The sequence below is a fragment of the Marinobacter salinexigens genome, assembly GCF_008370345.1.
In the GTDB taxonomy this organism is placed as follows: Bacteria; Pseudomonadota; Gammaproteobacteria; order Pseudomonadales; family Oleiphilaceae; genus Marinobacter; species Marinobacter salinexigens.
Window position 1 is genome coordinate 163,531 of record NZ_VTUU01000006.1, and the last position, 23,568, is coordinate 187,098.

Here is a 23,568-nt window from a genome sequence, read left to right on the forward strand (position 1 = left end):
ATTGACCTAAAACGTTTGATAGGCCATTGCTATATAATCGTCTGAGATTCCCCGTTCATCCTCGTGAGCTAACCCATCGAATGGGGCGCTAATAGCCCTAATAAGGCTCAAACTAGGACAAATAGCGTATTTTGGAGTCGATCAGGCTTAACTATGATGACAGTAAGAACCCTGTCGCAAATGTTGCATTGACTCCGGACAACCGGAAAGGCAAACCATGTTTCTAGAACGTTTTCACGCCGTCGAGAATGACCACATCCAGATCACGGCTGCTCAGGCCAGCCGATTCGCCAAGGAAATCGCCGGTGATTTCAACCCGATACACGATCCCGACGCCCGGCGCTTCTGTGTACCCGGAGACTTGCTGTTTGCCCTGGTTCTGTCCCACTTCGGGCTATCGGAGAAAATGACATTCCGGTTCAAAAACCTGGTGGGTAATGGTGTATCCCTGCAATTCCGTGAGAACGACGCGGGCAACATTGACGTCTGCGACGACGCGGGCAAGATCTACCTCGAAGTCTCCCGCGAAGGCACCTCCACCCGGGACGATAAAATCATTGAAGACTTTATCCGCTGTTACGTTGCAGCCTCGGGCAAAAATTTCCCGCACACCCTGCAACCGCTGATGGAATCCCGGGATGTGATGTTCAATCCGGACAGGCCCATGGTGATGTATGAGAGCATGAGTCTGGCCCTGAACAGCCTGGAGATCCCCTCACCGGAACTGGAACTGGATAACGCCGAACTGGAAGCCGCTGGCAAGCGGGGTAATGTCACCCTGGATTATCACCTCACATCCGGAGACGCCAGTTGCGGCGAAGTTACCAAAAGCCTGGTGCTCGGCGGGCTCCGTCCCTATAGCCAGGAAGCAATGGATAGCGTTCTGGAAGAGTTCTACCGCCTGAAGGCCCGGGGCGTTGACTACGGCAGCGAAGCAGCCAACTCCTGATCAGGATCATCCGGCCGGTTGTTTATTCGGTCTAAACTGTCCTCTGTGAATTCCACCTTAAGGACAGCAGCGCATGGCAGGAAACCGTTTGAAGGGCGAACCGATGTCCGCATACCGGCTATCGCCCGCTGCTGTTATTGAAGCTCTGGGAAGCAACGCATCTTCTGGGTTGAGCGAAAATGAGGCCCGCGCCCGCCTTGAGCGGGATGGGCCGAATGCACTAACGGCAGCCAGACCCATTTCCCCCTGGCGCAAGTTGTTCGCTCAGTTCCGCGAACCTTTGGTTGCGCTGCTGCTGGTCGCAGCCGTCATCTCCTTTTCCCTTTGGCTGCTGGAGCAGGACTCCGACCTCCCCTACGAAGCCATCGCCATCCTCGCCATTGTCCTTCTGAACGCTGCAATGGGTTTCGTCCAACAGGCCCGGGCCGAACAGTCGGTGAATGAACTTCAGCGAATGTCCGCAAGCCAGGCCACCGTCATTCGGGGTGGCGAGCAGATCCGCATCGCGGCAAATGACATCGTGGCTGGCGATATCATTCTTCTGGAGGAAGGCGACACCGTGCCAGCCGATGGCCGGCTGCTTCAGTCCATCGCCCTGCAGACCGCCGAAGCCGCCCTGACCGGAGAAAGCCTGCCTGAGGCCAAGGAACCCGAGACCATAATCGGAGAGGCCCCACTCGGGGACCGACAGAACATGGTATTCAGTGGTACCACCGTTACCTACGGGCGTGGTAAGGCGGTAGTGACTGCAACCGGCATGCAAACCCAGATGGGACAGATTGCTGGCATGCTCGAGGAGGCGCCGCCAGAAACCACGCCACTGCAGCAGGAACTTGCCCGTGTTGGTCGCCTGCTCGGGCTGGTCGTCATTGCCATTGCCGTCATCATTATCGCAACCATCATTGCGGTCGAACACGTTTCCGGGCTGGCCGGGCTGTTTGATGTGCTGATCCTCGGGGTCGCACTTGCTGTGGCGGCCGTTCCGGAAGGGTTGCCTGCCATCGTTACCGCCGTCCTGGCGTTAGGCGTTCAGAGAATGGCAAAGCGAAATGCGATTGTCCGCCACCTGGCGGCGGTGGAAACGCTGGGTTCTGCCAATGTGATCGCATCGGACAAAACCGGCACACTCACCCGAAATGAAATGACGGTGCGCGCCGTCGTTACCGCAAGCGGTCGCGTTACCCTCAGCGGCACCGGCTACAACCCCATTGGAGAGATCAAAGCCGACGGCGGCACAGAGACAATCACCGCCCCCCTGCGCCACGAACTGGAAAGGGCCCTGACAGTCGGGGACCGGGCCACCAATGCCATCCTCCAGGAAGAGGACGGCCAGTGGCGTATCCAGGGCGACCCAACGGAAGGAGCACTGATTGTCGCGGCCCGCAAAATCGGCCTCGCGGATGCCACGCTGGACGCCCGCTATGAGAGAGTTGGCGAGGTCCCTTTCTCGTCTGAACGCAAACTCATGTCCACCCTGCATACCGACAGCGAGCAACGAGCCCACATCCAGGTGTTCACCAAAGGGGCACCCGATGTCCTTCTCAGCCGTTGTAATCGAGAGCGCATAGGCCAGGAAACCCGCGAGCTGACACCGGAACGCAGAGCTGACATCCTCAGAGCCAACGAAGAACTCGCCGGGGAGGCGCTACGCACCCTCGGCGTGGCCGCAAAGCAGGTGCCCGCAGAGAGCTTCGAACCCGACGCCGTGGGTGAGCATCTTGAAACCGACCTTATATTCATCGGGTTGATTGGCATGATCGACCCACCCCGGGACGAGGCAAAAGCCGCTGTCTCCGAGGCCCTTGCGGCCGGCATCCGTCCAGTCATGATTACCGGTGATCACCCGGTTACGGCTGCGGTGATTGGCAGAGAGCTGGGTATCTGTCGGGATGATCGGGCAATCACCGGTGCCGAACTCGACAAAATGCCAGATGAGCGTTTACGCGAGATAGTCCGGCAGATCTCGGTTTATGCCCGCGTTAACCCGGAACACAAGCTGCGGATTGTGCGGGCACTGCAACAGAATCAGGCCATCGTTGCGATGACTGGTGATGGGGTCAATGACGCCCCCGCCCTTCGCAACGCCGATATCGGGGTTGCCATGGGTATCACCGGCACCGATGTATCCCGAAAGGCGGCCGACATTGTGCTGGCCGATGACAATTTCGCCTCTATCGTCGCCGCCGTTGAGGAAGGGCGCACCATTTTTGCCAATATCCGGAAATTCCTGCGCTACCTGCTTTCCACCAACATGGGCGAAGTTCTGACCATGTTCTTTGGTGTGCTACTGGCGGATGTTATCGGCTTGTCGGCTGGCAGCGGAAGCCTTGCCCTGCCCCTGCTGGCAACGCACATTCTGTGGATAAACATGGTCAGTGATGGCGCCCCTGCACTTGCTCTGGGACTGGACCCGAGCATCAACGACACCATGCGGGATGCGCCGAGACCCAGGGTGGAAGGCGTTATTACCCACCGGATGTGGGTAAATATTGTATTTATCGGAGTGATTGTCGCCGCTGGCACGCTGCTGATACTGGATGCCTCAATGCCCGGCGGGATCATTGAAGGTCACGGGAGCCTCGCGTATGGACAGACGATGGCCTTTACGACACTGGTACTGTTTTCCCTGTTTGCGGTCTTTGTCTCCCGCTCTGATGATCAGACTGCATTCCGCGGGTTGTTCACCAACCGCTGGCTCTGGGGCTCCGTCCTGCTGTCCCTGCTGTTACAGGTAGCCGTGGTTTATGTACCGTTTCTTCAGAAGGCCTTTTCAACGGTCAGCCTGGAACCGGGGGACTGGATACGCTGCACTCTCGTCGCCAGCTCGGTTCTTTGGCTCAGCGAGCTGGTCCGCTTCATCGTTCGATGGAAGCACCGCCAACTGGCCACAACCGGCCCCGGAAGCGTATAAATATCCCTGAAACCCGCACACAAACAATGGAGCACAGACGAATGACCATTCAAGTAGGCGATCACTTGCCTGATGTTGAACTGCAGATCATGGGAGAAAAAGGCCCGGAACTCGTACGCACTGCCGATCTGTTCGGGGGTAAAAAAGTGGTCCTGTTCGCCGTGCCCGGCGCCTTCACGCCTACCTGCTCCGCCGCCCACCTTCCGGGCTTTGTGGTGCACGTTGATAAAATTCGTGACAAAGGCGTGGACAGCATCATCTGCACATCGGTCAACGATGCCTTCGTCATGGATGCCTGGGGAAAATCCCAGAATGCGGACGAAATCATCATGCTGGCCGATGGCCTTGGTGACTTTGCCAGTGCTCTGGGGCTGACCCAGGACCGGACCGCCAACAAGATGGGCATTCGCAGCCAGCGCTACGCCATGATCATCAACGATGGCACCGTGGAGCTTCTGAATATCGACAGCAAAGGACTGGACACCACCAGCGCCGAGACCCTTCTTGCAGCTCTCTGATAGCTGCTGATGTCCCGCAGCCCAAAACACAAAAACCCCGGCGTAATGCCGGGGTTTTTGTTGTGAGAGAAGCCTGCACCGCAGACCTCGCTCTGATCGTTTTTTCCCGTAGGAAAAACTTAGATCTTGCCAACCAGGTCCAGAGACGGAGCCAGAGTAGCTTCACCTTCTTTCCACTTGGCCGGGCAAACTTCGCCAGGATTGTTGCGAACGTACTGAGCAGCTTTAACCTTGCGCAGCAGGTCGTCTGCGTCACGGCCGATGCCTTCAGCAGTGATTTCAACAGCCTGGATAACACCATCCGGATCGATCAGGAAGGTAGCGCGATCTGCCAGGCCCTGGCCTTCACGCATAACACCGAAGTTGTTGGTGATGGTGCCAGTCTGGTCGCCTACCATGTAGTAGTTGATCTTGGCGATGGTGTCGGAAGCGTCGTGCCATGCTTTGTGGGTGAAGTGAGTGTCGGTGGACACGGAGAACACTTCAACGCCCAGCTTCTGCAGCTCTTCGTACTTGTCTGCAACGTCGCCCAGCTCGGTCGGGCATACGAAGGTGAAGTCGGCCGGGTAGAAGAAGAATACCGCCCACTTGCCTTTAACATTGGCTTCAGAAATTTCAACGAACTCGCCCTGTTTGAAAGCGGTTGCGTTAAACGGCTTGATCTCGCTGTTTACGATACCCATTGTGGATAACTCCTTAATTTCGTGAGTGTAGGAATCTGATGAATTAACGACGCCCAAGATACTGAGTTTCTGCGCCTGGTTAAAATTGATAATTCCCAACCGTAAGATAGGCACTGCCTATACTGGATATCCCGGGAAATCATCTGCCGCACCAAGCGACACAATAGCCGCTCTCAACTCCATGAAACGGCTACTGTTTTCCCTTTATGGGGACACCGCTGGCAAGTTCAATTGTCTGGACACTAAGAATAGGGATTTTCAGTGACGTTTTAATGAAACGAAAAAGCCCGCAACAGCGGGCTTTTCCAGAGATTGATGGCGTTTACTCAGTCACATCAATCAATACCGCCATACCAAGCTCGTCCGCATTTCCGGTATCACTTTCCATATACCGGGTAGTGAACACACCCAGGCTGGCATCTTCATTGAAGAAGCCGTCCAGCACAGTGGTGCCGGAATCGCCATCGGCAATGGTGATTTCGGTAGCACCATTTGCAGCAATGGTGTAATCGAAACCAAAGTCACTCACCTGATCAACACCAACAGCGATGTCTCCACCAAGGCCGTTCTTGACTGCTTCAGAGAAACGCCCGTTCAGGGTGCCATCAGCGGCGGAATCCATGGTCATCAGCGTGTTGAACTGGCTGGCAGTCATCGCGATATCACCGTTCACCTGGTCATCGTAGTGCATGGCCAGATACATCAAACGATAGGTTTTGCCGGTCAGCGTCAGCTGGGATTCAGGCAGTTTGACCAGCATGGTCTTGCCGAAGATCGCTTCCTGCTCGTTCGCTCCTGAGGATTCAGTGAAGTCAATGTAGTCGGTGGAATCATTGACGAAACCAACCCGGCCACCCTCTTCTCCGAGGATGGTACCGTCAGACTGGATATCCAGAGCCACACCGCTCTCCGCTGGCTCGGTCCAGGGTGCGTACTCAACACCCGACGCAGATACGAACAGACTATGGGCTTCAGCCTCACCCACATCAACCGTAAAGCCGTCGAAAGTAACGGTATTGATTTCAGTGATCATCTCAATACCACCACCGAACAACGAGCCTTCAAACCACACGCGACCATAATTGCCGGACAGGTCAGCAGCGGTCAGGTTGGACGGCTTGCGCGAGAACACCTCAAGGGAGCGCATGACGTCGTCACCTTTCTTGGCATCCGGATCCAGTGAATAGGTGTCGTTAGACTCGTTATAGATGGTTTCGTATGACACTGCGGCTTCGTGAGACAACGCGAACAGAAGGCCCGTGTTCTTGACCTGTTGGAAGGTGTAAGTGACCGCAGGCATGCGTCGTGCCTCCCAGCCATCATCATCCACTTCTTCCTCAAACTCGCCCTCTGCCGTCAGGATGCCATCGGCGTTGAAGCTGACAGCGAAGCTCTCATCTTCAAGGACCTCTGAATCCACCGAGTAGTAAATATAGGGAGTCTGCAGGTCAGTGCCATACATGTCTCCGTAGGCAGAATCTTCCTGAGTAAAGTCGAGGTTTACCGTGCCACTGCCCTGGTCGGTGACGCTGAACTCGCCAAACCACATATCGTGTGCGACTTCACCGTAGCCATTGCCATCTTCGTCGCCTAACTCGATTGCGAGCGCAGCGCTGAAATAGTTACCCGCGATGGATGCGCCATCACCTTCGGGCGCGGACACAGCCGCTACTTCATTTTCAACGAAGGCGCCAACTTCCCGCTCAAGGGTCTCAAACATCTCATCAAGGTTCGCACCGGCCGTGAGATCAAATTCCTCAACCTTGCCGCTGAGCTCGACAATATCGGTGACGACCAGTTCCCCAAGGTCCGCACCCTGCTCAATGAACTTGCGCAGGACAAATTCAGAGGCCGGTGAGATATTCACCGCCTGCTCTACCACCTGAGCCCGAAGTTCATTGCCGTTCTGGCCGGTAATACGGACGATCAGGTCACCCGCGAGGTTCACACCCTGGGGAAGGGTTAACTCGTAATCACCGGTAATGGATGTCTGTGATGTGGCAAGTACATCACCAATCTGGTTGCCTTCGTTATCCACCCGGATCAGCTCAACCAAGGCGCCCTGCACGGGCTCCAGCCCGGTGATCGCAGCCGCAACCGGTGGAACCACAAAGTTCAAAGCAACTTCAAACACGTTCTTTTGCTCAAACTGAGCAACCAAACCACCGGGCGCTGTAGCGGTACCAGAAACAACGGTCTGATTGACCGTCGTGCCATCTGAACTGGACGAGCTGTTGTCATCGCTGTTAACACAACCCGCAAGAACCAACGGCGACGCAATGGCGACAGCCAGCGCCAGCTTCTTGAAATTACCCATAACTTCTCCTTATTGATGGATCTCTCGACTACACAAGTACAGAAGAAGTTAGCAGCGATTTTTTACAACACACCCCCCCAAACGGGGGGTATTTCGAAGAATTAACAATAAATTACAGTTAGTTCACCTAACCTCACCATTCATCACTCACTCCGGCGGTAGTTCGCGTCGGTCCAGCACCTTGGCAAACCTTCTCCGGACGGGAAACAGAGCTCCGTTTTGTCGTAGAACTCGGGATCCTGTGCTTCCTCGCCATAATGGAGGCTGCCTTTTACCCGGCTATCGTGGGGATCAAACAGTGCTTTGGTATCCAGAACCTCGATCAGGTGTCCGGTGGTCTTCTCTGCTACAAACATGATGACCTCTCCCTAGTTTCAGGCCGACCCTTTAAACCTAACAGAGGTCTGCGATGTTTGCCTGCCGGTATCGTGTCTGGTTCTGCGCCCGAACAGCACCCAGTTCCCGAGAATGGCCAGAGCGGCCCCTGTCAGGGCGGTCCCGCTCCAGACAAAGCCTTCCAGCCAGGTCGAAACGCTCAGTGCAACCACCGGGAAAAGTACCGTGGCATAGCCCGCCTTGTCGGCACCCAGCTCACGAATAACCGTGATGTAGCTGAAAAAAGCAATGATCGAACCCGGAATAGCCAGGAAAACGGTTGCTCCCCAGAATTCCGCGCCTGTGGGTAGCACCCAGGTGGCGCCATTCAGCAGGCACCAGACACCCAACACCAGCGCACCGTAAAACATCGCCCAGGCGTTGCCGGCAAACAACGGGATCTCTGCTGCACGAACTTTGAGACTGACCATATTGCCGAGGGAAAACCAGAACGTTCCAGCCGCCGCGAACAGCAAAGCGCCAGTCGTGGCATTGCCCACCTGAAGGTCGTGCCAGAACAGCAACGCCACACCCGTTACCCCGAGAGCCACCGCCGGGTAGACCCGGGAGCTGGGCCGGATGCCCATAAACACCCGCCCGTTGAAGGCATTGAACAATGCTGCCAGGGAGAACACGACCGCCAGCAGGCCACTGGTCATATTCTCCGCAGCCCGGTAGATAAGCAGGAAATTAACGCTGTACAGGGTCACTCCCTGCAAGAGCAGCCAGCCGTGCTGTTTAGCCGAGAAACGGGGTAGGCGACGCAATACAGCCAGCCCCCCCAGGGCTACCGCGGCAGCCATCACGAACCGGTAGAACACGGAGATATCCACAGCAACAGATTCGATCTGCATGCGAATCGCGGTCCAGGTCAGGCCCCAGATCAGAACCGTAAGTACATAGTGAACGCTGACAGGCATTGCGGATACTCCAGAGCAAATAGAGGTAACAGACCGACCAGCCTACCTCTCCTGCGTCAACGGGACTTGTCAGATCTTGCTCAAGGCTGGAAGATTCTTGCGATACCGCTCAGGAATGCAGACTTATGGCCACCGCTCCACAACAACCCCGGGATATTGTTACCGCGCTTACCAGCGCCGGGGCGGCACCTCGCCGTGTTGTCGAGCTCACGGACGGCCGGGCTCTTGCCTACTGGCACAACGACCATGGGCAAACCCGCTATGAACGCCCTCGGCATCATTCACTGAGCATTTATACCCAGGCAGGCGAACAGACCTCCCGGCAGGTGAACGGCCAGGCTGTCAGCCATGGCTTTCCCGGTGCAGTTTGCCTGTTCCCGGCGGGGAGCCAATCTCAGTGGAGCATCGGAGGCCCGTTCGAATTCCTTCATTTCTATTTTACGGATCAGGACCTGCACCACTGTATTGAGGCAACCTGGGACCGCGATCCGGCCACCCTGCGGCTGGAAGAGCAATATCAGGTTGAAGATGGCATCCTTGCTCAGGCCGGGCAACTGCTCACCATGAGCGACTGGGACAGTCCCCACCAGCCCCAGGCCATGGATCACCTGGCTCACTGGCTGATTCTTCAGGTGGCCAGCCGCTACGGTGCGGCGTCACTGTCGGAACCTGACGTCTCAGGCACCTTTTCCCGGACCCGGCAAAGTGCCCTGGTGAGGCAGATTGACGAGGCACTCACGCAGCCCCTGGATTTAGCCACCATGGCTGGCTGGGTAAATCTCAGCCCCTACCATTTTGCCCGCCTGTTCCGGGCCAGTTTTGGAATGGCGCCTTATCAGTACGTGCAGGAGCAGCGATTGCTCCGGGCCAGAAGGTTGCTTCAGCATCCCGCGGCCAAAATTACCGCCGTGGCCCTGGAATGCGGCTTCGGCGACCATAGCCAGTTTTCCCGAGCCTTCCGAAAACGTTTTGGCGTATCCCCTTCCAGGTTCCGGGGGCCAAGTCACTAACGGCCTGATTATCAAGCTATCCCGTTATCAATATGACGTGAACGGTGCTACATTTAACATCAATGTCATAATCATTCCGCCAGGAACCCAGAGTCCGTTGCATCTAACGTTTCCCGTTTATCGCGCCGCTCCCCTTACCCGTCTTTTTACCGGCGTTCTTTTTGTTTTCATGCTGTCTTTAATGGACACCGATGCCTCAGCCAATGAAACGGCGTGCAAGCATCTGTTGGTCAGCGGCAACGCCGAGTACCCGCCGTTACTCTGGCAATCCCCTGGCAACCCCGATGAATTGGTCGGTGCGGTCCCGGCCCTGCTGAAGGAAATACTCCAACCCCTGGGGGTCACCGCAGACATACGCCACATTGGTTCCTGGGCAAGAGTGCTCCGGCATGCAGAAACCGGTCGGCTCGATATGGTGGCGGGAGCCTTCATGACGCGGGAGCGGTTTCAGTTCATGGACTACATGCTCCCTCCTATCGTCCAGCTACCAACGGCCGTCTGGGTGCCCAAAGGCAAGGAATTCCTGTATCGCCATTGGCCGGACCTGCGCGGAAAAGTGGGAAGTACGGTGATCGGAAACAGTTTTGGACAACGGTTTGATCAGTACGCCCAGGAAAACCTGCACCTTGAATATGTCCGGTCCATTGATCAGTCCTTCGCCATGGCCAGTGCACGCCGGATCGATTACGTGCTGTATGAAAAACTTCAGGGCCAGGTCGCGCTGGCACGAGACCGCAAAGCCGATGAGTTCACAGCCCTCGATACGCCCATCAGTCAGGAAGGCCTGTTTTTTACCTTTTCCAAAAAATCCCCGTGCAACACTTTTGAGTTTCGCGAAAAAGTGGCCGACCGCCTTTATCAACTGGTGAACAGTGGCAGAGTAGACGAGTTGGTATCAGAATATACGGACCGATACGTTACCGGCGGGTGACCGGTCATAAGGGGATCAGGAACATGCCTATTATCGGGTGGATTTTTATTATTCTTGCAGCGGCCATGATCATAGGCAGCCTGATGTTGCTCCGGGATTCCGCCAACACCATGAATATCTCGGACGAGAAAATGGCAAAGATTAAAAAGCGCCAGGCTGAGCTGGAAGCGGAAGAGAAGAAAGAGCACTAGCCAGGGGTCAGTTTACAAGACTGAACCCAACGACAATCCCGATTGAAACCACCAACGACAGAGGAATGGTCACTGCCACATCTTCCGCAGGGCCACGATACTTTACCGCCAGCACATAACTCATCACCGCCACGGGCATGGCACACTGAATCATGAAGACCTGCGCCTGCATTCCCTCCAACGGCCACACCAGCAAAAGCAGCCAGGCGATCAACAGGCCGCCCAGCGGGCGATAGAAACTGAAAGCCAACGGGCGCACCATATCCCGGACACGGGACAGGTTCAGGTTCGCAATCGAAGCCCCTAACTGCATCAACATCACCGGCACCGTGATAGAGCCCAACATATCCAGAGTGGTCATGACAGGACTCGGCAGCCGGATTTCCGCCGCCAGCAGAATCGCACCAGCGATCAGAGCCAGAACCGGCCCGTTCTTGATCAGCGCCCGAAAGGAGAACTTACCAGAAAGACAGCCTATCCCCAGTGTAAAATGGCTGACCTGGATCACCGATGAAATCACCATTGCCAGGCCCAGCGACTGAGGCCCGAACAAGGCATAGCACACGGGTATGCCCATGTTGCCGGTGTTGGGATGTACCAGTGCGGGCAAATAGGAGCGCACCGGAAGCCCGGCTACCGCCAACAGTCCAGCCGTCACCAGGGACATGATCCCGAGCCACACAAGGGTGAGGACAATAACCTCACCCATACCCCAGATGTTCATATCCATGGTCAGAACCGAATGCAGTAACAGCGCGGGAATGCCCACGGTGGTGACCAATCCGGACAGGGACGGGCCGGAGAAAAAGTCCGTTTTGCGGCCGAGAACCGCACCCAGCACTATAAGTGACAGCACCGGAAACAGGGCTTCAGTCAGTTGTTGAATCATGGACAGGGCAATAACGAGTCAGGTCTGAGTGAACGGGCGAAGGGGTACAGTGTACACCCTGCGCCATACATTCAACACAAGCCGTGCCAATCGTCATTCCATAACAATTTCCGGCATCGCCCGTTCCGCATTACTGTGGGCCATAACGGAGGAAGCCGCCTCGACCTTCTTAATAAGCTCTGCCGCGATATGGCCGTAGGCCCGGGCCAGCTCACCTCCCGGATCACTGAGGCAAACAGGAACACCTGCATCCGCACCCAGGCGTATCCGGATATCCAGTGGTAACTCCCCCAGTAATTCCGAGTTCGCCTCACGAGCCATTTTCCTGGCTCCGCCCTCACCGAAGATATGCTCTTCGTGGCCACAGTGGCTGCAGATGTGGGTGCTCATGTTTTCAATAATGCCAAGCACCGGCACATTCACTTTCTCAAACATCTTCAGTCCCTTACGGGCATCCAGCAGTGCCACATCCTGCGGCGTAGTGACAATCACAGCGCCGGTAACCGGGATCTTCTGGGCCATGGTGAGGTGGATATCCCCGGTTCCGGGCGGCATATCCACAATCAGGTAATCAAGATCATCCCAGTTGGTGCCATAAACAAGCTTGGTCAGCGCCTGGGTAATCATCGGCCCCCGCCATATCACCGGTGAAGCCTCATCCACCAGAAAACCGATAGACATGGTCTGGATGCCATGCCGAACCATCGGCTCCAGAGTTTTGCCATCCGGGCTTTCGGGTGTTCCCTCCAAACCAAGCATCCGCGGCTGGCTGGGGCCATAAAGGTCCGCATCCAGCATACCCACACGGGCACCCTGCTGTGTCAGTGCCAGAGCCAGGTTGGTGGCCGTAGTGGACTTTCCTACCCCCCCTTTACCCGAGGCAACAGCAATCAGATGCTTGACCCCGGGAACCTGCTTATGTTCCTGTGTCGGGGCTTGCCGGGAACGGGTTGCGTCATAACTGGCAGTATCGGTCATTGCAGAATCTCCGGGTTATTTTTCCACAAAGGCGCGTTCGATCACGTAGTCACCGGGCTCGCCCTGTTGGGGAGAAGCTTTGAACCCCATGTCATCCAGCATGGAGGTGAGATCGTCCAGCATGGCCGGGCTGCCGCACAGCATTACCCGGTCAGTGTCCGCGTTCAGCTGGGGCAGCCCCAGATCCTCAGCCAGCTTACCGTTTTCAACCAGGGTGGTAATCCGACCCTGATTACGGAAGGGCTCCCGGGTGACGGTGGGATAGTAGACAAGCTTGTCGCCGATGATGTCTCCAAGAAACTCATGTTCAGGCAGCTCATGATTAAGGTAATCGTGATACGCCAGTTCGCTGACCTCACGCACACAATGCACCAGAATGACTTTCTCGAAGCGATCGTAGGTTTCCGGATCACGGATGATGCTCATGAACGGAGCCAGGCCGGTGCCGGTGCCAAACAGGTAGAGGTGCTTACCGGGATTCAGGTCGTGCATGATGAGCGTGCCTACCGGTTTGCGGCTGACAAAGATCGAGTCGCCTTCCTGCAGGTGCTGCAACCGCGACGTCAGCGGGCCATCCGGGACCTTGATGCTCAGGAACTCCAGGTACTCCTCGTGGTTCGCGCTGACAATGCTATAGGCGCGAAGTAAAGGTTTCCCCTCCACTGGCAATCCGATCATCACAAAGTGGCCGTTCTCAAAGCGCAGACTCTGATCCCGGGTCGTTTTGAAGCTGAACAGAGTGTCATTCCAGTGATGGACACTAATCACATTCTCGGTTCCTAGTGCAGCCATGGGATATTCCTCCGTAGTGGCTCGATTAACATCAAAAGTGGCTCAGTTAACGTCAGGTTTGGTCAGGGTGAAAAAATCGCCATCGACGTCATGGCTATCGAAAGCAGCGTGGTGCTGAGCAACGCCAGCAAGACAAAGGGTTTCCAGCCTTGAGCAATCAGTGCAGGCAGGCTGGTCCGCATACCGAGGGCTGCCATCGTGACAAGCAGACAGGCCTGGGAGGTTGTTGTCAGAAAGTGGCGAACGTCCTCGTGCAGCCATCCCATACTGTTCAGGCTGAACAGGGCAATGAAGCCCAGCAGAAACCAGGGGTAATCGGCCTTTCCCGATCCATCACGGTTCAGCAGGAAGCCTAAAAGCAGAACCAAAGGCGCCAGCAACGCGACTCTCAGCAATTTGGTCAGGGTGGCGATGTCTCCTGCGGTATCCGATACCAGATACCCTGCCCCTGCCGCCTGGGCCACGTCGTGGATGGTCGCGCCCAGAAGCAGGCCAGCCTGGGGCTCGGTGTAACCCAGTGAGGTAAACAATGGGGGCAACAACAGCATGCTGATTGTCCCCAGCGCGGTTACCCCGACCACAACACCCAGCAGGCGCCGGTCCTCGAGCCGACCGGCCGGAATCACCGCTGCCACGGCTACAGCAGCAGAGACACCGCAAATGGCCACGGCGACGCCCGCCACCAGGCTTTGCAGTGTCGGCAGCCCAAACCAGCGCCCGAACAACAGGCCTGCACCGATGGTCATTGGCACACAGGTCAAGACCACCAGCAATGGCAGGCTGCCAACCGTTAGCAACTGCTCAACCCCGATTCGCGCCCCTAACAAGGCAATGCCGGTGCGGAGTACCTGGCGGCTGCAGAAGTCGACGCCGGGCTGCAGCCGGGTATCACGCGCCAGGTTGGCGAAGCCGAACCCCAACAACAACACAAGGATCAGCGAGGGCGCATCGTACTGGTTTGCCAGAAAGCTGCCCGCCAGTGCCAGCACAATGCACAAAGCCGTACCCGCATATCGGACACGCAGTGCCGACCAGCACACAACATCCAACTCTCGCAGGGTGATGTTCATGACACCCGCTCACTGAGTTCCCGAAGGTAGGCCCAGGGATAAAGGCCCCGGTAATGCCCATCAGTGAAGAAAAACTGCAGGCCACTCACCCCGGACAACTCTACCCGGTCCACCCGTACATCGGCGTCGATCAGGCTGACCCGACCATTGCGCTGGGCCTGGGTGCAATGGGAGCAGGCGCAGGACTTCCTCAATGCCAGGCTACTGAGCAGGCTTTGCAGACCATCCGGCCAGGTAATTTCTATCGCATTCTGTCTGCGCTTGACCCGGACTTCTGTTGGTGGTTCGACCACCGGTGATTCAATTGCGTGCAGTTCAGACATGGTGCTCTCCTTGACTACAGGGGCTTCGGTACATGGCCGAATACCAGTGCGGGATGACGAGTTCCGGTACTTCCGGGAATACCACATGGCGCCCCGGAAGCTCCATGGGCCGGGCGCTGCCGAGGGTAGCCGCGGAAAGAATGACCACCGCCAGCAGAAGCCAGCGGCCGGAACTCGTTATGACAAGTCGGGGCATTGATCAGCGCTCCAGGTACTGCAGCTTCTCGGGCTTGTCTATCCAGTCCTCTGCTTCCGCCAGTGGCACAGAGGTTTCTCCAATTACCGGCCACACCTCAGCCAGTTCTGCATTGAGCTCAAGGAAATGATGCTGATCCGGCGGTAAGTCTTTTTCGTCGTAAATCGCATCTGCCGGGCATTCCTGCACGCACAGGCTGCAATCAATACAGGTCTTCGGGTTGATCACCAGGAAATTAGGGCCTTCGTGAAAGCAGTCCGCCGGGCAGACATCCACACAGTCCGTGTATTTGCAGCGAATGCAGTTTTCAGTCACGACAAACGTCATGGGCGTAATCCTCTTCAGGAATCGGGAATCCGGCTGACCGGCTTCGGGCCGGCCAGCCGATCAGTCAGGCTGCGGCGTCCAGCTTGGACATCGCCCAGCGCGCCAGCTTCCGGACATCCGGATCCGGGTCATCCAGCGCAGTCACAACAAACGGGCGTCCGTCGCTGTGGGCAATGGTTCCCAAAGCACCGATCGCGGCTTTGCGAAGGTTGCTCATGGCATCTTTGGCGCACTCACCCAGTACCGGAATGGCATCAACCGAACCGAGCTTTCCAAGCGCATCGACCGATTTTTCCCGGACCTGCCATAGCTCATCGCGTGTGGATTCCATCAGGGCAGGCACCGCATCCTGATAATCGAGCTTGCCGATGCTATTGGCCGCCTCGCAACGAACCTGCCAGTGTTCATCTTTCAGCAGTCCGATCAGTGCCTGACCCACCTGATTCGGTGTGGCGTACACCAAGGCTCCCGTCGCAGCACGGCGCACTTCCGGGTCAGCATCATGCTGGGCCGTTTCCACCAGCGCAGGCAGGTTCTCAGGCTGCTTCAGCCAACCGATAACACCCACGGCCTCCCGGCGCACTACGGCACTCTCATCACCAAGCCGCGCCAGCGCCGGCCGCTGGGAACCCGGGTGACGAAGCGGCTTGAGTGCCCGCAGAATGCCCGCTACCACAAACCCGTCCGTACTGTCCTCAAGCGCCTGCAGCAAAGGCTCTGCGACGGCCGGATCCTTGAGGTCCGCAAGGGCGTGAGCGGCTGCATTGCGGACCACTTCGTCGCTGTCACCCAGGGCCGCAATCAGGGCATCGGCCATGTCTTCGGCTTCAAATTCATCCACCACCTTGGCGGCTTCCTGGCGCACGGATGTGTCACTGTCGCGCAGTGCCAGCAGCAACAGCTCCACAGCTTCGGGCTCACCCGAGTCCACCAGGTCCAGAACACCTACCCGTCGAATGCCAGGATCGTCAGAGGCCAGCTTTACAGCGATGGCCTGCAGTTCGGGGTCGTCATACGTTTTCATGGCTCACCTCAGCGCAGCAGATAGGGAATGTTGACGGTGACCGCATCGGTCGGACAGTCCGCCTCGCACGGCATGCAGTACCAGCACTCGTCATACTTCATGTGGGCCTTGCCGGTTTCCTCGTTGATCCAGAGAACATCCAGCGGGCACACGTCGATGCACACGGTGCAGCCCTTGTCGGCGATGCATTTGTCCTCGTCAACAATGACGGGCACGGCGGCGTGGTGATTGGCTATAGGCATAGTCGCTTCCTCTCTCGAATTCGTAGCTGATTACTCGTTGGCGGCTTTCTGGACGCGCAATTTGTTGTAGGCATCCTTTTCCTCACCCAGAGGCACGATGTAGTCATCGACGGGACGCGTGCCGCTGGCCATCTGGCCGTTCTGATCCTTGTAGAGGCGGGTATGGCAGAACCAGTCGGCATCGTTCTGATCAGGGCAATCAACACGGTAGTGGTAGAGTCCCCAGCGGGATTCTGTGCGGTACAGTGAGGCGCGGGCAGCCATCTCGGCACAGTCGATGATGGACTGCACTTCCATGGCGCGAAGCAGTTCGTGGGGATCACGGGCACACAGTTTGGACACGTCTTCCCGGACAGCGAGAATGCGCTCCAGGCCGATTTCCATTTTCTTGGTGACCTTGGGCGGTTGCAGGTAGTCATTCACCAGGCGGCGAACCTTGTATTCCATCTGCTCCGGAGGAATACCGTCTTTCACTTTCATCGGGGCCTGGATACGCTCAAGCTCGGTGGAGATAAAGGCTTCATCCAGCTCAACATCCCCGCGGGACTTGGCAAATTCCGCCGCACTCTCACCACAGATCTGGCCGTAAACGAAGGCCCCCAGCATGTAGTTGTGGGGCACACTGGCCATATCCCCTGCGCCGTAGAGGCCAGGTACCGTGGTCGCACCGGTTTCGTCGGTCCAGACCCCGGAGGCTGAGTGTCCGGAACAGAAGCCGATCTCAGAAATGTGCATCTCGACCATGCGCTTGCGGTAATCCACTTCACGGCCTTCGTGGAAGCGGCCCCGGGTCGGGCGTTCGTTGGTGTGCAGAACGGTTTCGATTTCCTGAATGGTTTCCTCGGCCAGGTGGTCCAGTTTCAGGAATACCGGTCCGGTGCCGGAATCCAGTTCCTTGAAGAATTCCAGCATCATCTGACCGGACCAGTAATCACACTCGATAAAGCGCTCGCCATAGGCGTTGGCGGTGAAGCCGCCCAAAGGGCCGGTCACGTAGGCACAGGCCGGGCCGTTGTAGTCTTTCAGCAACGGGTTAACCTGGAAGCACTCCAGATTGGCGAGGTCTGCCCCCACGTGATAAGCCATGGCGTGGCCATCACCGCAGTTGGCCGGGTTCTCATAGGTACCGAAGAGGTAACCGGATGTAGGCAGACCAATCCGCCCTGCAGCGCCGGTGGCCATGATCACCGCTTTTGCGCGGATGATGATGGGTTCGGCAGTCCGGGTGTTTACCCCGATCATGCCCGCAATGTTGCCGTCTTTGTCTTTGAGCAGACGTGTCGCGGTATACCGGTTCTCCACATCAACCCGGTTGCGGCGAAGGCGCCGGTACAGGATCTTTTTGACGTTATGCCCTTCAGGCATCGGCAACACGTAGGTACCCAGGTGGTGCACCTTTTTCATGTCGTAGTCGCCGGTTTCATCTTTCTGGAAATGCACGCCCCAGGAGTCCAGCTTTTCGATCATCGGGAATGAGCGGGTGGCATAAGCCATGAGCGCTGGCTGGTGCACGATCCCGTCATTGGCGATGGTGATTTCCTTGACGTACTGTTCCGGTGTTGCATGGCCCGGAACGACAGCGTTGTTGAGACCATCCATACCCATGGAAATGGCGCCGGACCGTTTCACGTTGGCCTTTTCCAACAGCATGACTTTCAGGTTCGGGTCCTGCTCCTTGACCGTGACAGCCGCCATGGGCCCGGCAGTGCCTCCGCCAATTACCAGAACGTCAGTATCGATCACAGGGATGTCGTTGATATTCATTGGTCTCTCCTATTTCCGGTCAATCCGGAACTGATATTTGAATGAGTCACCGCGATAGCACAGGTATTCAAAGTCGATGGGACGACCGTTCCGGTCGTGAGTGAGTCGTTCGACCCGGAGAATCGCTTCTCCGGTTTTCAGGTTCAGGTACTGGCGTGTTTCGTCATCGGCGAGAATGGCGTCAAGACTGATATCCGCGCCGCCAAGCGGGATGCCGAAACGGTTCTCAAGCATCGGAAAAATGTCGTTGGAGAGGTCCAGCCCGAACATTTGTCCGCCGATATCCACCGGGAAGTAGCTGTTCTCCACACAGACCGGCGAGCGGTTCAGGTACCGCACCCGCTTCACTTCCACCGCCTGGTCACCTGCAGCCAGATCCAGGGCGGCTGCAACCGCTTTGGGTGGCTTGAGTTGCTGGATGCTCAGAACCCTCGCAGACGCTTCGTAGCCCTGGGCTGCCATGGCCTCGCCGAAGCCTTCGAGTCGCTGAACGTTCTGTACCGCTTTCGGCTTGCTGACGAACGTGCCCTTGCCCTGAGCGCTGAACACAAGGCCCTCGTTATGGAGATCCCGCAGGGCCTGGCGAATGGTGATCCGGCTGACACCAAAGGCGTTCATCATTTCATTCTCCGAGGGCAGCCGTTCGTGTACCTGATAACTGCCATCGAGAATCTGGCGGCGAAGGTTGTCGCGGATCTGCACATACAGCGGCAGCGGCGATTCGCCCGGAATCAGTTGAGTTGCATCTTGCATGTCCAACCCTCCGTCTTGTTATGACAGGTCATGGCAAGCATGACGGTCAGTGATTGCTGAATGGCCATGGTTCAACCCACCTTGTTCTGTTGCTGGAAAGCATTCAGGGTCTCCCGGCGAATCAGGTCCAGGCACTGGCGTTTAAGCTTCATGAAGTCCGGGCTGGTCAACAGGGACTGCTCCCGCGGTCTCGGCAGAGTCACTTCAATGTCGGCAATGATGCGCCCCGGGCTCGCGCTCATGACCACGATCCGGTCCGAGAGGAACACCGCTTCATCAATGTCGTGTGTTACGAAAACCACGGTGTTGCGGAACTCACTCCAGATCTCCAGCAGGTTCTCCTGCATCATGATCCGCGTCTGAGCATCCAGAGCGCCAAATGGCTCGTCCATCAACAAAACACTGGGATAGTTGGCGAGCGCCCGGGCAATTCCGACACGCTGCTGCATACCTCCGGACAACGTGTTCGGATAGGCATTCTCGAAGGCTGCCAGCCCTACCAGTGACAGAAAGGTTCGGGCAATGCTGTTGGCTTCGTTCTGGCCGGTACCTGCCATCAAAGGGCCGAAGGCCACGTTTTCCTTCACGGTTTTCCATGGAAACAGCGAGTGCTGCTGAAAGACCATGCCCCGATCCGGTCCGGGTTCTGTTACCGCCTTTCCGTCCACCAGAACTTCTCCCTGGCTGGGCGACACGAAGCCCGCGACGGTGTTCATCAGGGTGGATTTACCGCAACCGGATGGCCCGAGCAGACAGACAAACTCACCGGGCTGAATGGTCAGGTTGGCGTCTTTGACTGCGACGTGCGGGCCACTCTGGGTATCAAACACAATGTCGACATCCCGCACCGAGATCCGTCCTCTCTCACTGCCTGACTTACTTTCCTTCGCGCGCAGCCGGCTGTGGTCCAGTACCGCTAATCGATTGTCGTTAACAGCAACATCACTCATGACCGGCCTCCTTTGGCTTGCCACTTCAGCAGTGGCTTACAGGCAAAGCGAACCAGCAGCGTACAGAGGGTGCCGAGGCCACCGATGGTAAGCATGCCGATGATGATCTGGGGGTACTGAATCAGCGTGTAGGAGTTCCAGGTGTAGTAGCCGATGCCGTACTGGCCGCTGATGATTTCCCCTGCCAGCAAGGAGAACCAGGCAACCCCCATTCCGATGGCAAGCCCCGCAACAATGGATGGCATGGCCCCCGGCAGGATCACGTGCCAGAGAATGGCTGTGCGGCTTGCGCCCAGACTCCGCGCTGCGCGAACCAGAACGCTGTTGGTCTGCTCGACACCGTGAACCGTGTTCAGGACGACCGGGAACAGAGCCCCGAGAAAGGTGATGAAAACAATGCTGGCCTGCTCGGTGGGCAGCATCAGGATAGCCAGAGGAATCCAGGCAACGGCGGGGATAGGCCGCAGCAGTTCGATGTACGGCAGGATGATATCTTCCGCCCAACGGGAGCGACCCATGGCCACACCCAGCAATACGCCCAGTACAACCGCCAGACCGTAGGCGATGGCTACCCGCTCCATACTGTGGAGGATATGGAGATAAAACTCCTGACCCGTCAGTTCAGTGATCAGCGCAGACCACACAACGGTGGGCGCCGGGATGTTTTCGAAATTGATGTAGAAGTGGAGCCCGCTGGTTGAGGCGGCTTGCCAGAGCACTACAGCCACAACGAGGGCCAGGGTTCTTATGCCATAACGAACCCCCGTGGTTTTGAGCCAAAGCATGGCGGGTGCTGGCGCCACACGTTCAGGCATCCGATCCACAGCGGCCACCGCGCCAGGGGATTCCTGCTCGCCGGAGACAGGCCCCTGGTCGCTGGAATCCACTTCCAGCACCGGCGGTTCCGGCGTTTTGAATGCAACGTTACTTTTCGTGTCCATATTCTGCTCCTCAGACCGGGAACCGTGCAGGTGTCCGGTCAGACACCCGCACGGTTCCACTCACTGCGCCATCGCAAGGGTTGTGCCCGGCTTTACCGGGGAGCCACCATGTTGAGCTACGTAATTCTCGGAATCGGTCTTCTTCAGGAAGGCAACTACCTCGCCGTCATCACCACGTACCAGGTACGCAGCCTTGCCGAAGAGCTTCAGTCCGGTCAGGTTGTCGTACACATAGGTCGCATTGATGGGACTGTCTGCACTGCTGGAGGCTTCCAGCATGTCAGCGATGCTGTCGTATTTGACGATGCCCTTATCCTCAAACCAGATCTCGGCAGGCTTGAGCGCGGGGTTGCCGGCTTCGGATGCCACAACAGAATCGACCATGGCGTCATAGTCCAGATCCATCTCGTCATAGGCCGTGCGCAGATAGCTGTCATCCACCCAGCGGTCGAAATCGAGATCGGGCACGCCCACTTCCCGTTTCAGAAGATCAAGGTCGTATTTCATGGCATCCACCCATTCATCCTTGATGCTGGCTTCTGCCGTGGTGATACCGCCTTCACTGAAGTAGAGGTAGAGAACCTCCTTTTCCACGCCGGTCCATTCAGACACCTTGACCGCAGCTTCCATCGGGTTTTCCTGAATCCACTTCTGGGCAGCCAGGGTGGCTTTCAGGACGCCTTCAACGACTTCGGGATACTTCTCGGCATAGCTCTCGCGAACCACAATGCCGTGAAAGGTGGGGACTTTGGCTTCGCTGCCGTCATAGATTTTCCGGCCGGTGGCGCGGTACTCCATGATTTCGGACCAGGGGCAGAAATCCGCGTGGGCATCAATTCGGCCAGCCTGGATGTTGGCAGCACCAACCGCCGGGCTCTGGTTAACGATCCGTACCTTGTCACTTAATCCGGCTTCACTGAGAGCTTTGAGGGTCATCCCCCAGGCTGCACTTCCTACCGGCACCGACAAGGTCTTGCCTTCCAGGTCTGCGAGGCTTTGTGCCGGTGAATCGATGGGAACAACAATGCCATTGCCTGTTCCCCGAAGGTTGTACCCGGTAACGGCAATAAAGCGGGTTTCCTGTTTACCGGTTTCCTGGAACTTAGCGCCGTTAACGATCAACGGGTAATCACCCATAACGCCGAATTCGAGTTTGTTAGCGAGCATCTGGTTGGTGATGGGGGGACCTGAATCGTAGTCCCGGAACACGATGTCGTAATCGACATCTTTGTACTTACCGGTCGTGGGGAGGTATTTATCCAGAAGGTTCAGCTTTTCAAGCACAATACCGCCGGAAACCGTGTTGGTAACCATGCTCTGGTGGCCTATACCTACGCGGATGGTTTCGGCTGCCCCGGCTCCTGAAAACAGCGTGAGCGATCCGCATAGCGTGAGTGTTGCAAGCGTTTTTGAGTCTCTCATCGTCTTTGCTTTCCGTTTGAGTTTGCTTGTACTAACAGGTCATGACCCCCGTAGTAGGTGTTGCACCTCCTGTGCCAAGAACAAAAAGCGAGTAGATACCCATTTGTTTTAAAAGGGTTTTTGAAATTTAATTAGCTTTGCAAAGTGAATTTTCGGGCGAGAAACAGATGCCCCCGCATGGTGCGGGGGCCGAAAAGAGGGTCCAGAACAGAACAGGCTATTTGCGAGGGTCTATAACAAGTAGTGCAAGCAGAGAGTGGGCTTTCAGGTATCTGTCTTCAACTTCTACGCCAACCAAACATCCCCGATTTTTTGCCCAGAATCGTAGCCGATATGTGGCTTTCGCTTGGCTTGCCTGCCAACCCGTAGCAGACATGCAGTGGCAGGAGGTGCTCCTCCCGGGGGTGACAGAACCGGGCGTGGGGCGCGTCTTCCCAGTGTTCGAGCCTGCTGGAACGCTCTGCTTCATCAAGCGTTGCATCCATACAGGTCTGTTCCAGCCAATGCTCAAAACCTTCGTTGCGGGCGCGAAGTTCCGGCGTATCGGGCGCAAAAAATGCGCGCATGTTATGGAATGAGAACCCGGAGCCAATCACCAGCAGATCATCGTAATCCAGGGCCTGCAGTGCCCGGCCGATGGCAATGTGGCCCGCGGCGTCGAGATTGTTCATCAGGGACAGTTGGATGCAGGGAATATCCGCTGCGGGGTACATCAGTGTCAGCGGCACAAACAACCCGTGATCAAACCCCCTCTGCTCATCGAGCTTTGCAGGAATGCCTGCCTGCTCCAGCGCCTGGTGTACCTTCCTGGCCAATTCAGGCTCACCCGGGCAGGGGTACTGAATTTCGTAGGTCTCCGGCGGAAAACCGTAGTAATCGTAAATCAGCGATGGGTTGGCGCCTGCCGTAATCGTGGGCACCGATTCTTCCCAGTGGGCACTGATCAGGAGGATAGCTTTCGGTCTGGGCAGCTCAGCCGCGATATCCCTGAGCCTGTCGACCATTTCCTTGTGGCCCGGATCACCCATCAGGGGCATCGGTCCACCGCCGTGGGAAATAAACAAAATGTCCGTTTGATGATTCATGACCAGT

General features: G+C 56.9%; 25 protein-coding genes. 6 read left to right on the top strand and 19 right to left on the bottom strand.

Going from position 1 to position 23,568, the window contains the following annotated elements; translation table 11 throughout:
- Positions 1-217 precede the first annotated feature (217 nt).
- The 3 genes from FWJ25_RS13545 (at position 218) to FWJ25_RS13555 (ending at position 4,378) form a co-directional block, all read left to right on the top strand.
- Complete coding sequence (locus FWJ25_RS13545; RefSeq protein ID WP_149600790.1) at positions 218-949, top strand: DUF3581 family protein; 732 nt, start codon at positions 218-220, stop codon at positions 947-949.
- Positions 950-1,022: 73 nt separating this feature from the next.
- The gene (locus FWJ25_RS13550; RefSeq protein ID WP_149600791.1) at positions 1,023-3,860 is read left to right on the top strand and encodes a cation-translocating P-type ATPase; all 2,838 of its coding nucleotides are present in this window, start codon (positions 1,023-1,025) and stop codon (positions 3,858-3,860) included.
- 41 nt (positions 3,861-3,901) lie between these two features.
- Positions 3,902-4,378 carry a peroxiredoxin gene (locus FWJ25_RS13555; protein ID WP_149600792.1) on the top strand — a complete coding sequence of 159 codons (477 nt, stop codon included), beginning with the start codon at positions 3,902-3,904 and terminating at the stop codon, positions 4,376-4,378.
- A 119-nt stretch (positions 4,379-4,497) separates the two neighbouring features.
- Here the strand turns inward: FWJ25_RS13555 and ahpC are convergent, their stop codons facing one another.
- The 4 genes from ahpC to FWJ25_RS13575 all read right to left on the bottom strand — a co-directional run bounded on the left by ahpC (position 4,498) and on the right by FWJ25_RS13575 (position 8,673).
- Positions 4,498-5,061: an alkyl hydroperoxide reductase subunit C gene (gene ahpC, locus FWJ25_RS13560; protein WP_149600793.1), complete on the bottom strand. Its 564-nt coding sequence runs from the start codon at positions 5,059-5,061 to the stop codon at positions 4,498-4,500.
- Positions 5,062-5,383: 322 nt separating this feature from the next.
- Positions 5,384-7,378 (bottom strand): hypothetical protein, encoded by a 1,995-nt coding sequence (locus FWJ25_RS13565; RefSeq protein ID WP_149600794.1) that lies wholly within the window; start codon positions 7,376-7,378, stop codon positions 5,384-5,386.
- Between the two features lie 143 nt (positions 7,379-7,521).
- Positions 7,522-7,734, bottom strand: coding sequence for an acetyltransferase (locus FWJ25_RS13570; RefSeq protein WP_149600795.1), 213 nt, complete (start codon positions 7,732-7,734; stop codon positions 7,522-7,524).
- Positions 7,735-7,752: 18 nt separating this feature from the next.
- Positions 7,753-8,673, bottom strand: coding sequence for a DMT family transporter (locus tag FWJ25_RS13575; RefSeq protein ID WP_149600796.1), 921 nt, complete (start codon positions 8,671-8,673; stop codon positions 7,753-7,755).
- A 125-nt stretch (positions 8,674-8,798) separates the two neighbouring features.
- Here FWJ25_RS13575 and FWJ25_RS13580 point away from each other — a divergent pair, with 125 nt between their 5' ends.
- The 3 genes from FWJ25_RS13580 (at position 8,799) to FWJ25_RS13590 (ending at position 10,805) form a co-directional block, all read left to right on the top strand.
- Positions 8,799-9,683, top strand: a complete 885-nt coding sequence (locus tag FWJ25_RS13580) for a helix-turn-helix transcriptional regulator (protein WP_149600797.1) — start codon at positions 8,799-8,801, stop codon at positions 9,681-9,683.
- A gap of 169 nt (positions 9,684-9,852) precedes the next feature.
- Complete coding sequence (locus FWJ25_RS13585; RefSeq protein WP_246166831.1) at positions 9,853-10,614, top strand: substrate-binding periplasmic protein; 762 nt, start codon at positions 9,853-9,855, stop codon at positions 10,612-10,614.
- Positions 10,615-10,637: 23 nt separating this feature from the next.
- Entirely contained in the window at positions 10,638-10,805 is a 168-nt protein-coding gene (locus FWJ25_RS13590) for a DUF2897 family protein (RefSeq protein WP_149600798.1), read from the top strand.
- A gap of 7 nt (positions 10,806-10,812) precedes the next feature.
- On the opposite strand, the gene FWJ25_RS13595 is transcribed toward FWJ25_RS13590, so the two are convergent.
- The 15 genes from FWJ25_RS13595 to FWJ25_RS13665 all read right to left on the bottom strand — a co-directional run bounded on the left by FWJ25_RS13595 (position 10,813) and on the right by FWJ25_RS13665 (position 23,561).
- Complete coding sequence (locus FWJ25_RS13595; protein WP_149600799.1) at positions 10,813-11,694, bottom strand: AEC family transporter; 882 nt, start codon at positions 11,692-11,694, stop codon at positions 10,813-10,815.
- A gap of 93 nt (positions 11,695-11,787) precedes the next feature.
- Positions 11,788-12,672, bottom strand: a complete 885-nt coding sequence (apbC, locus tag FWJ25_RS13600; RefSeq protein ID WP_149600800.1) for an iron-sulfur cluster carrier protein ApbC — start codon at positions 12,670-12,672, stop codon at positions 11,788-11,790.
- A 15-nt stretch (positions 12,673-12,687) separates the two neighbouring features.
- Positions 12,688-13,464, bottom strand: coding sequence for a ferredoxin--NADP reductase (locus tag FWJ25_RS13605; protein ID WP_149600801.1), 777 nt, complete (start codon positions 13,462-13,464; stop codon positions 12,688-12,690).
- Positions 13,465-13,526: 62 nt separating this feature from the next.
- A complete protein-coding gene (locus FWJ25_RS13610; RefSeq protein ID WP_149600802.1) occupies positions 13,527-14,534 on the bottom strand; it encodes a YeiH family protein in 1,008 nt (335 codons plus the stop codon).
- A complete protein-coding gene (locus tag FWJ25_RS13615) occupies positions 14,531-14,857 on the bottom strand; it encodes a DUF971 domain-containing protein (RefSeq protein WP_149600803.1) in 327 nt (108 codons plus the stop codon). The genes FWJ25_RS13610 and FWJ25_RS13615 overlap by 4 nt, the downstream gene beginning before the upstream one ends.
- Positions 14,850-15,053, bottom strand: coding sequence for a hypothetical protein (locus tag FWJ25_RS13620; protein ID WP_149600804.1), 204 nt, complete (start codon positions 15,051-15,053; stop codon positions 14,850-14,852). Before FWJ25_RS13620 ends, FWJ25_RS13615 begins: the two co-directional genes overlap by 8 nt.
- Before the next feature lie 3 nt (positions 15,054-15,056).
- Positions 15,057-15,380: a ferredoxin FdxA gene (gene fdxA, locus FWJ25_RS13625; RefSeq protein ID WP_149600805.1), complete on the bottom strand. Its 324-nt coding sequence runs from the start codon at positions 15,378-15,380 to the stop codon at positions 15,057-15,059.
- 64 nt (positions 15,381-15,444) lie between these two features.
- Entirely contained in the window at positions 15,445-16,404 is a 960-nt protein-coding gene (locus FWJ25_RS13630; RefSeq protein ID WP_149600806.1) for a HEAT repeat domain-containing protein, read from the bottom strand.
- An 8-nt stretch (positions 16,405-16,412) separates the two neighbouring features.
- Entirely contained in the window at positions 16,413-16,646 is a 234-nt protein-coding gene (locus tag FWJ25_RS13635; protein ID WP_149600807.1) for a 4Fe-4S dicluster domain-containing protein, read from the bottom strand.
- Positions 16,647-16,676: 30 nt separating this feature from the next.
- A complete protein-coding gene (locus FWJ25_RS13640; protein ID WP_149600808.1) occupies positions 16,677-18,410 on the bottom strand; it encodes a fumarate reductase/succinate dehydrogenase flavoprotein subunit in 1,734 nt (577 codons plus the stop codon).
- A gap of 9 nt (positions 18,411-18,419) precedes the next feature.
- Positions 18,420-19,163, bottom strand: a complete 744-nt coding sequence (locus FWJ25_RS13645; RefSeq protein WP_149600809.1) for a GntR family transcriptional regulator — start codon at positions 19,161-19,163, stop codon at positions 18,420-18,422.
- Positions 19,164-19,234: 71 nt separating this feature from the next.
- Positions 19,235-20,113: an ABC transporter ATP-binding protein gene (locus FWJ25_RS13650; RefSeq protein WP_149600810.1), complete on the bottom strand. Its 879-nt coding sequence runs from the start codon at positions 20,111-20,113 to the stop codon at positions 19,235-19,237.
- A complete protein-coding gene (locus tag FWJ25_RS13655; protein ID WP_438616570.1) occupies positions 20,110-20,898 on the bottom strand; it encodes an ABC transporter permease in 789 nt (262 codons plus the stop codon). The genes FWJ25_RS13650 and FWJ25_RS13655 overlap by 4 nt, the downstream gene beginning before the upstream one ends.
- 216 nt (positions 20,899-21,114) lie before the next feature.
- Positions 21,115-22,476 (bottom strand): ABC transporter substrate-binding protein, encoded by a 1,362-nt coding sequence (locus FWJ25_RS13660; protein WP_149600812.1) that lies wholly within the window; start codon positions 22,474-22,476, stop codon positions 21,115-21,117.
- Between the two features lie 278 nt (positions 22,477-22,754).
- On the bottom strand, positions 22,755-23,561 hold the full coding sequence (locus tag FWJ25_RS13665) for a DODA-type extradiol aromatic ring-opening family dioxygenase (RefSeq protein ID WP_149600813.1): 807 nt from the start codon (positions 23,559-23,561) through the stop codon (positions 22,755-22,757).
- Positions 23,562-23,568 lie beyond the last annotated feature (7 nt).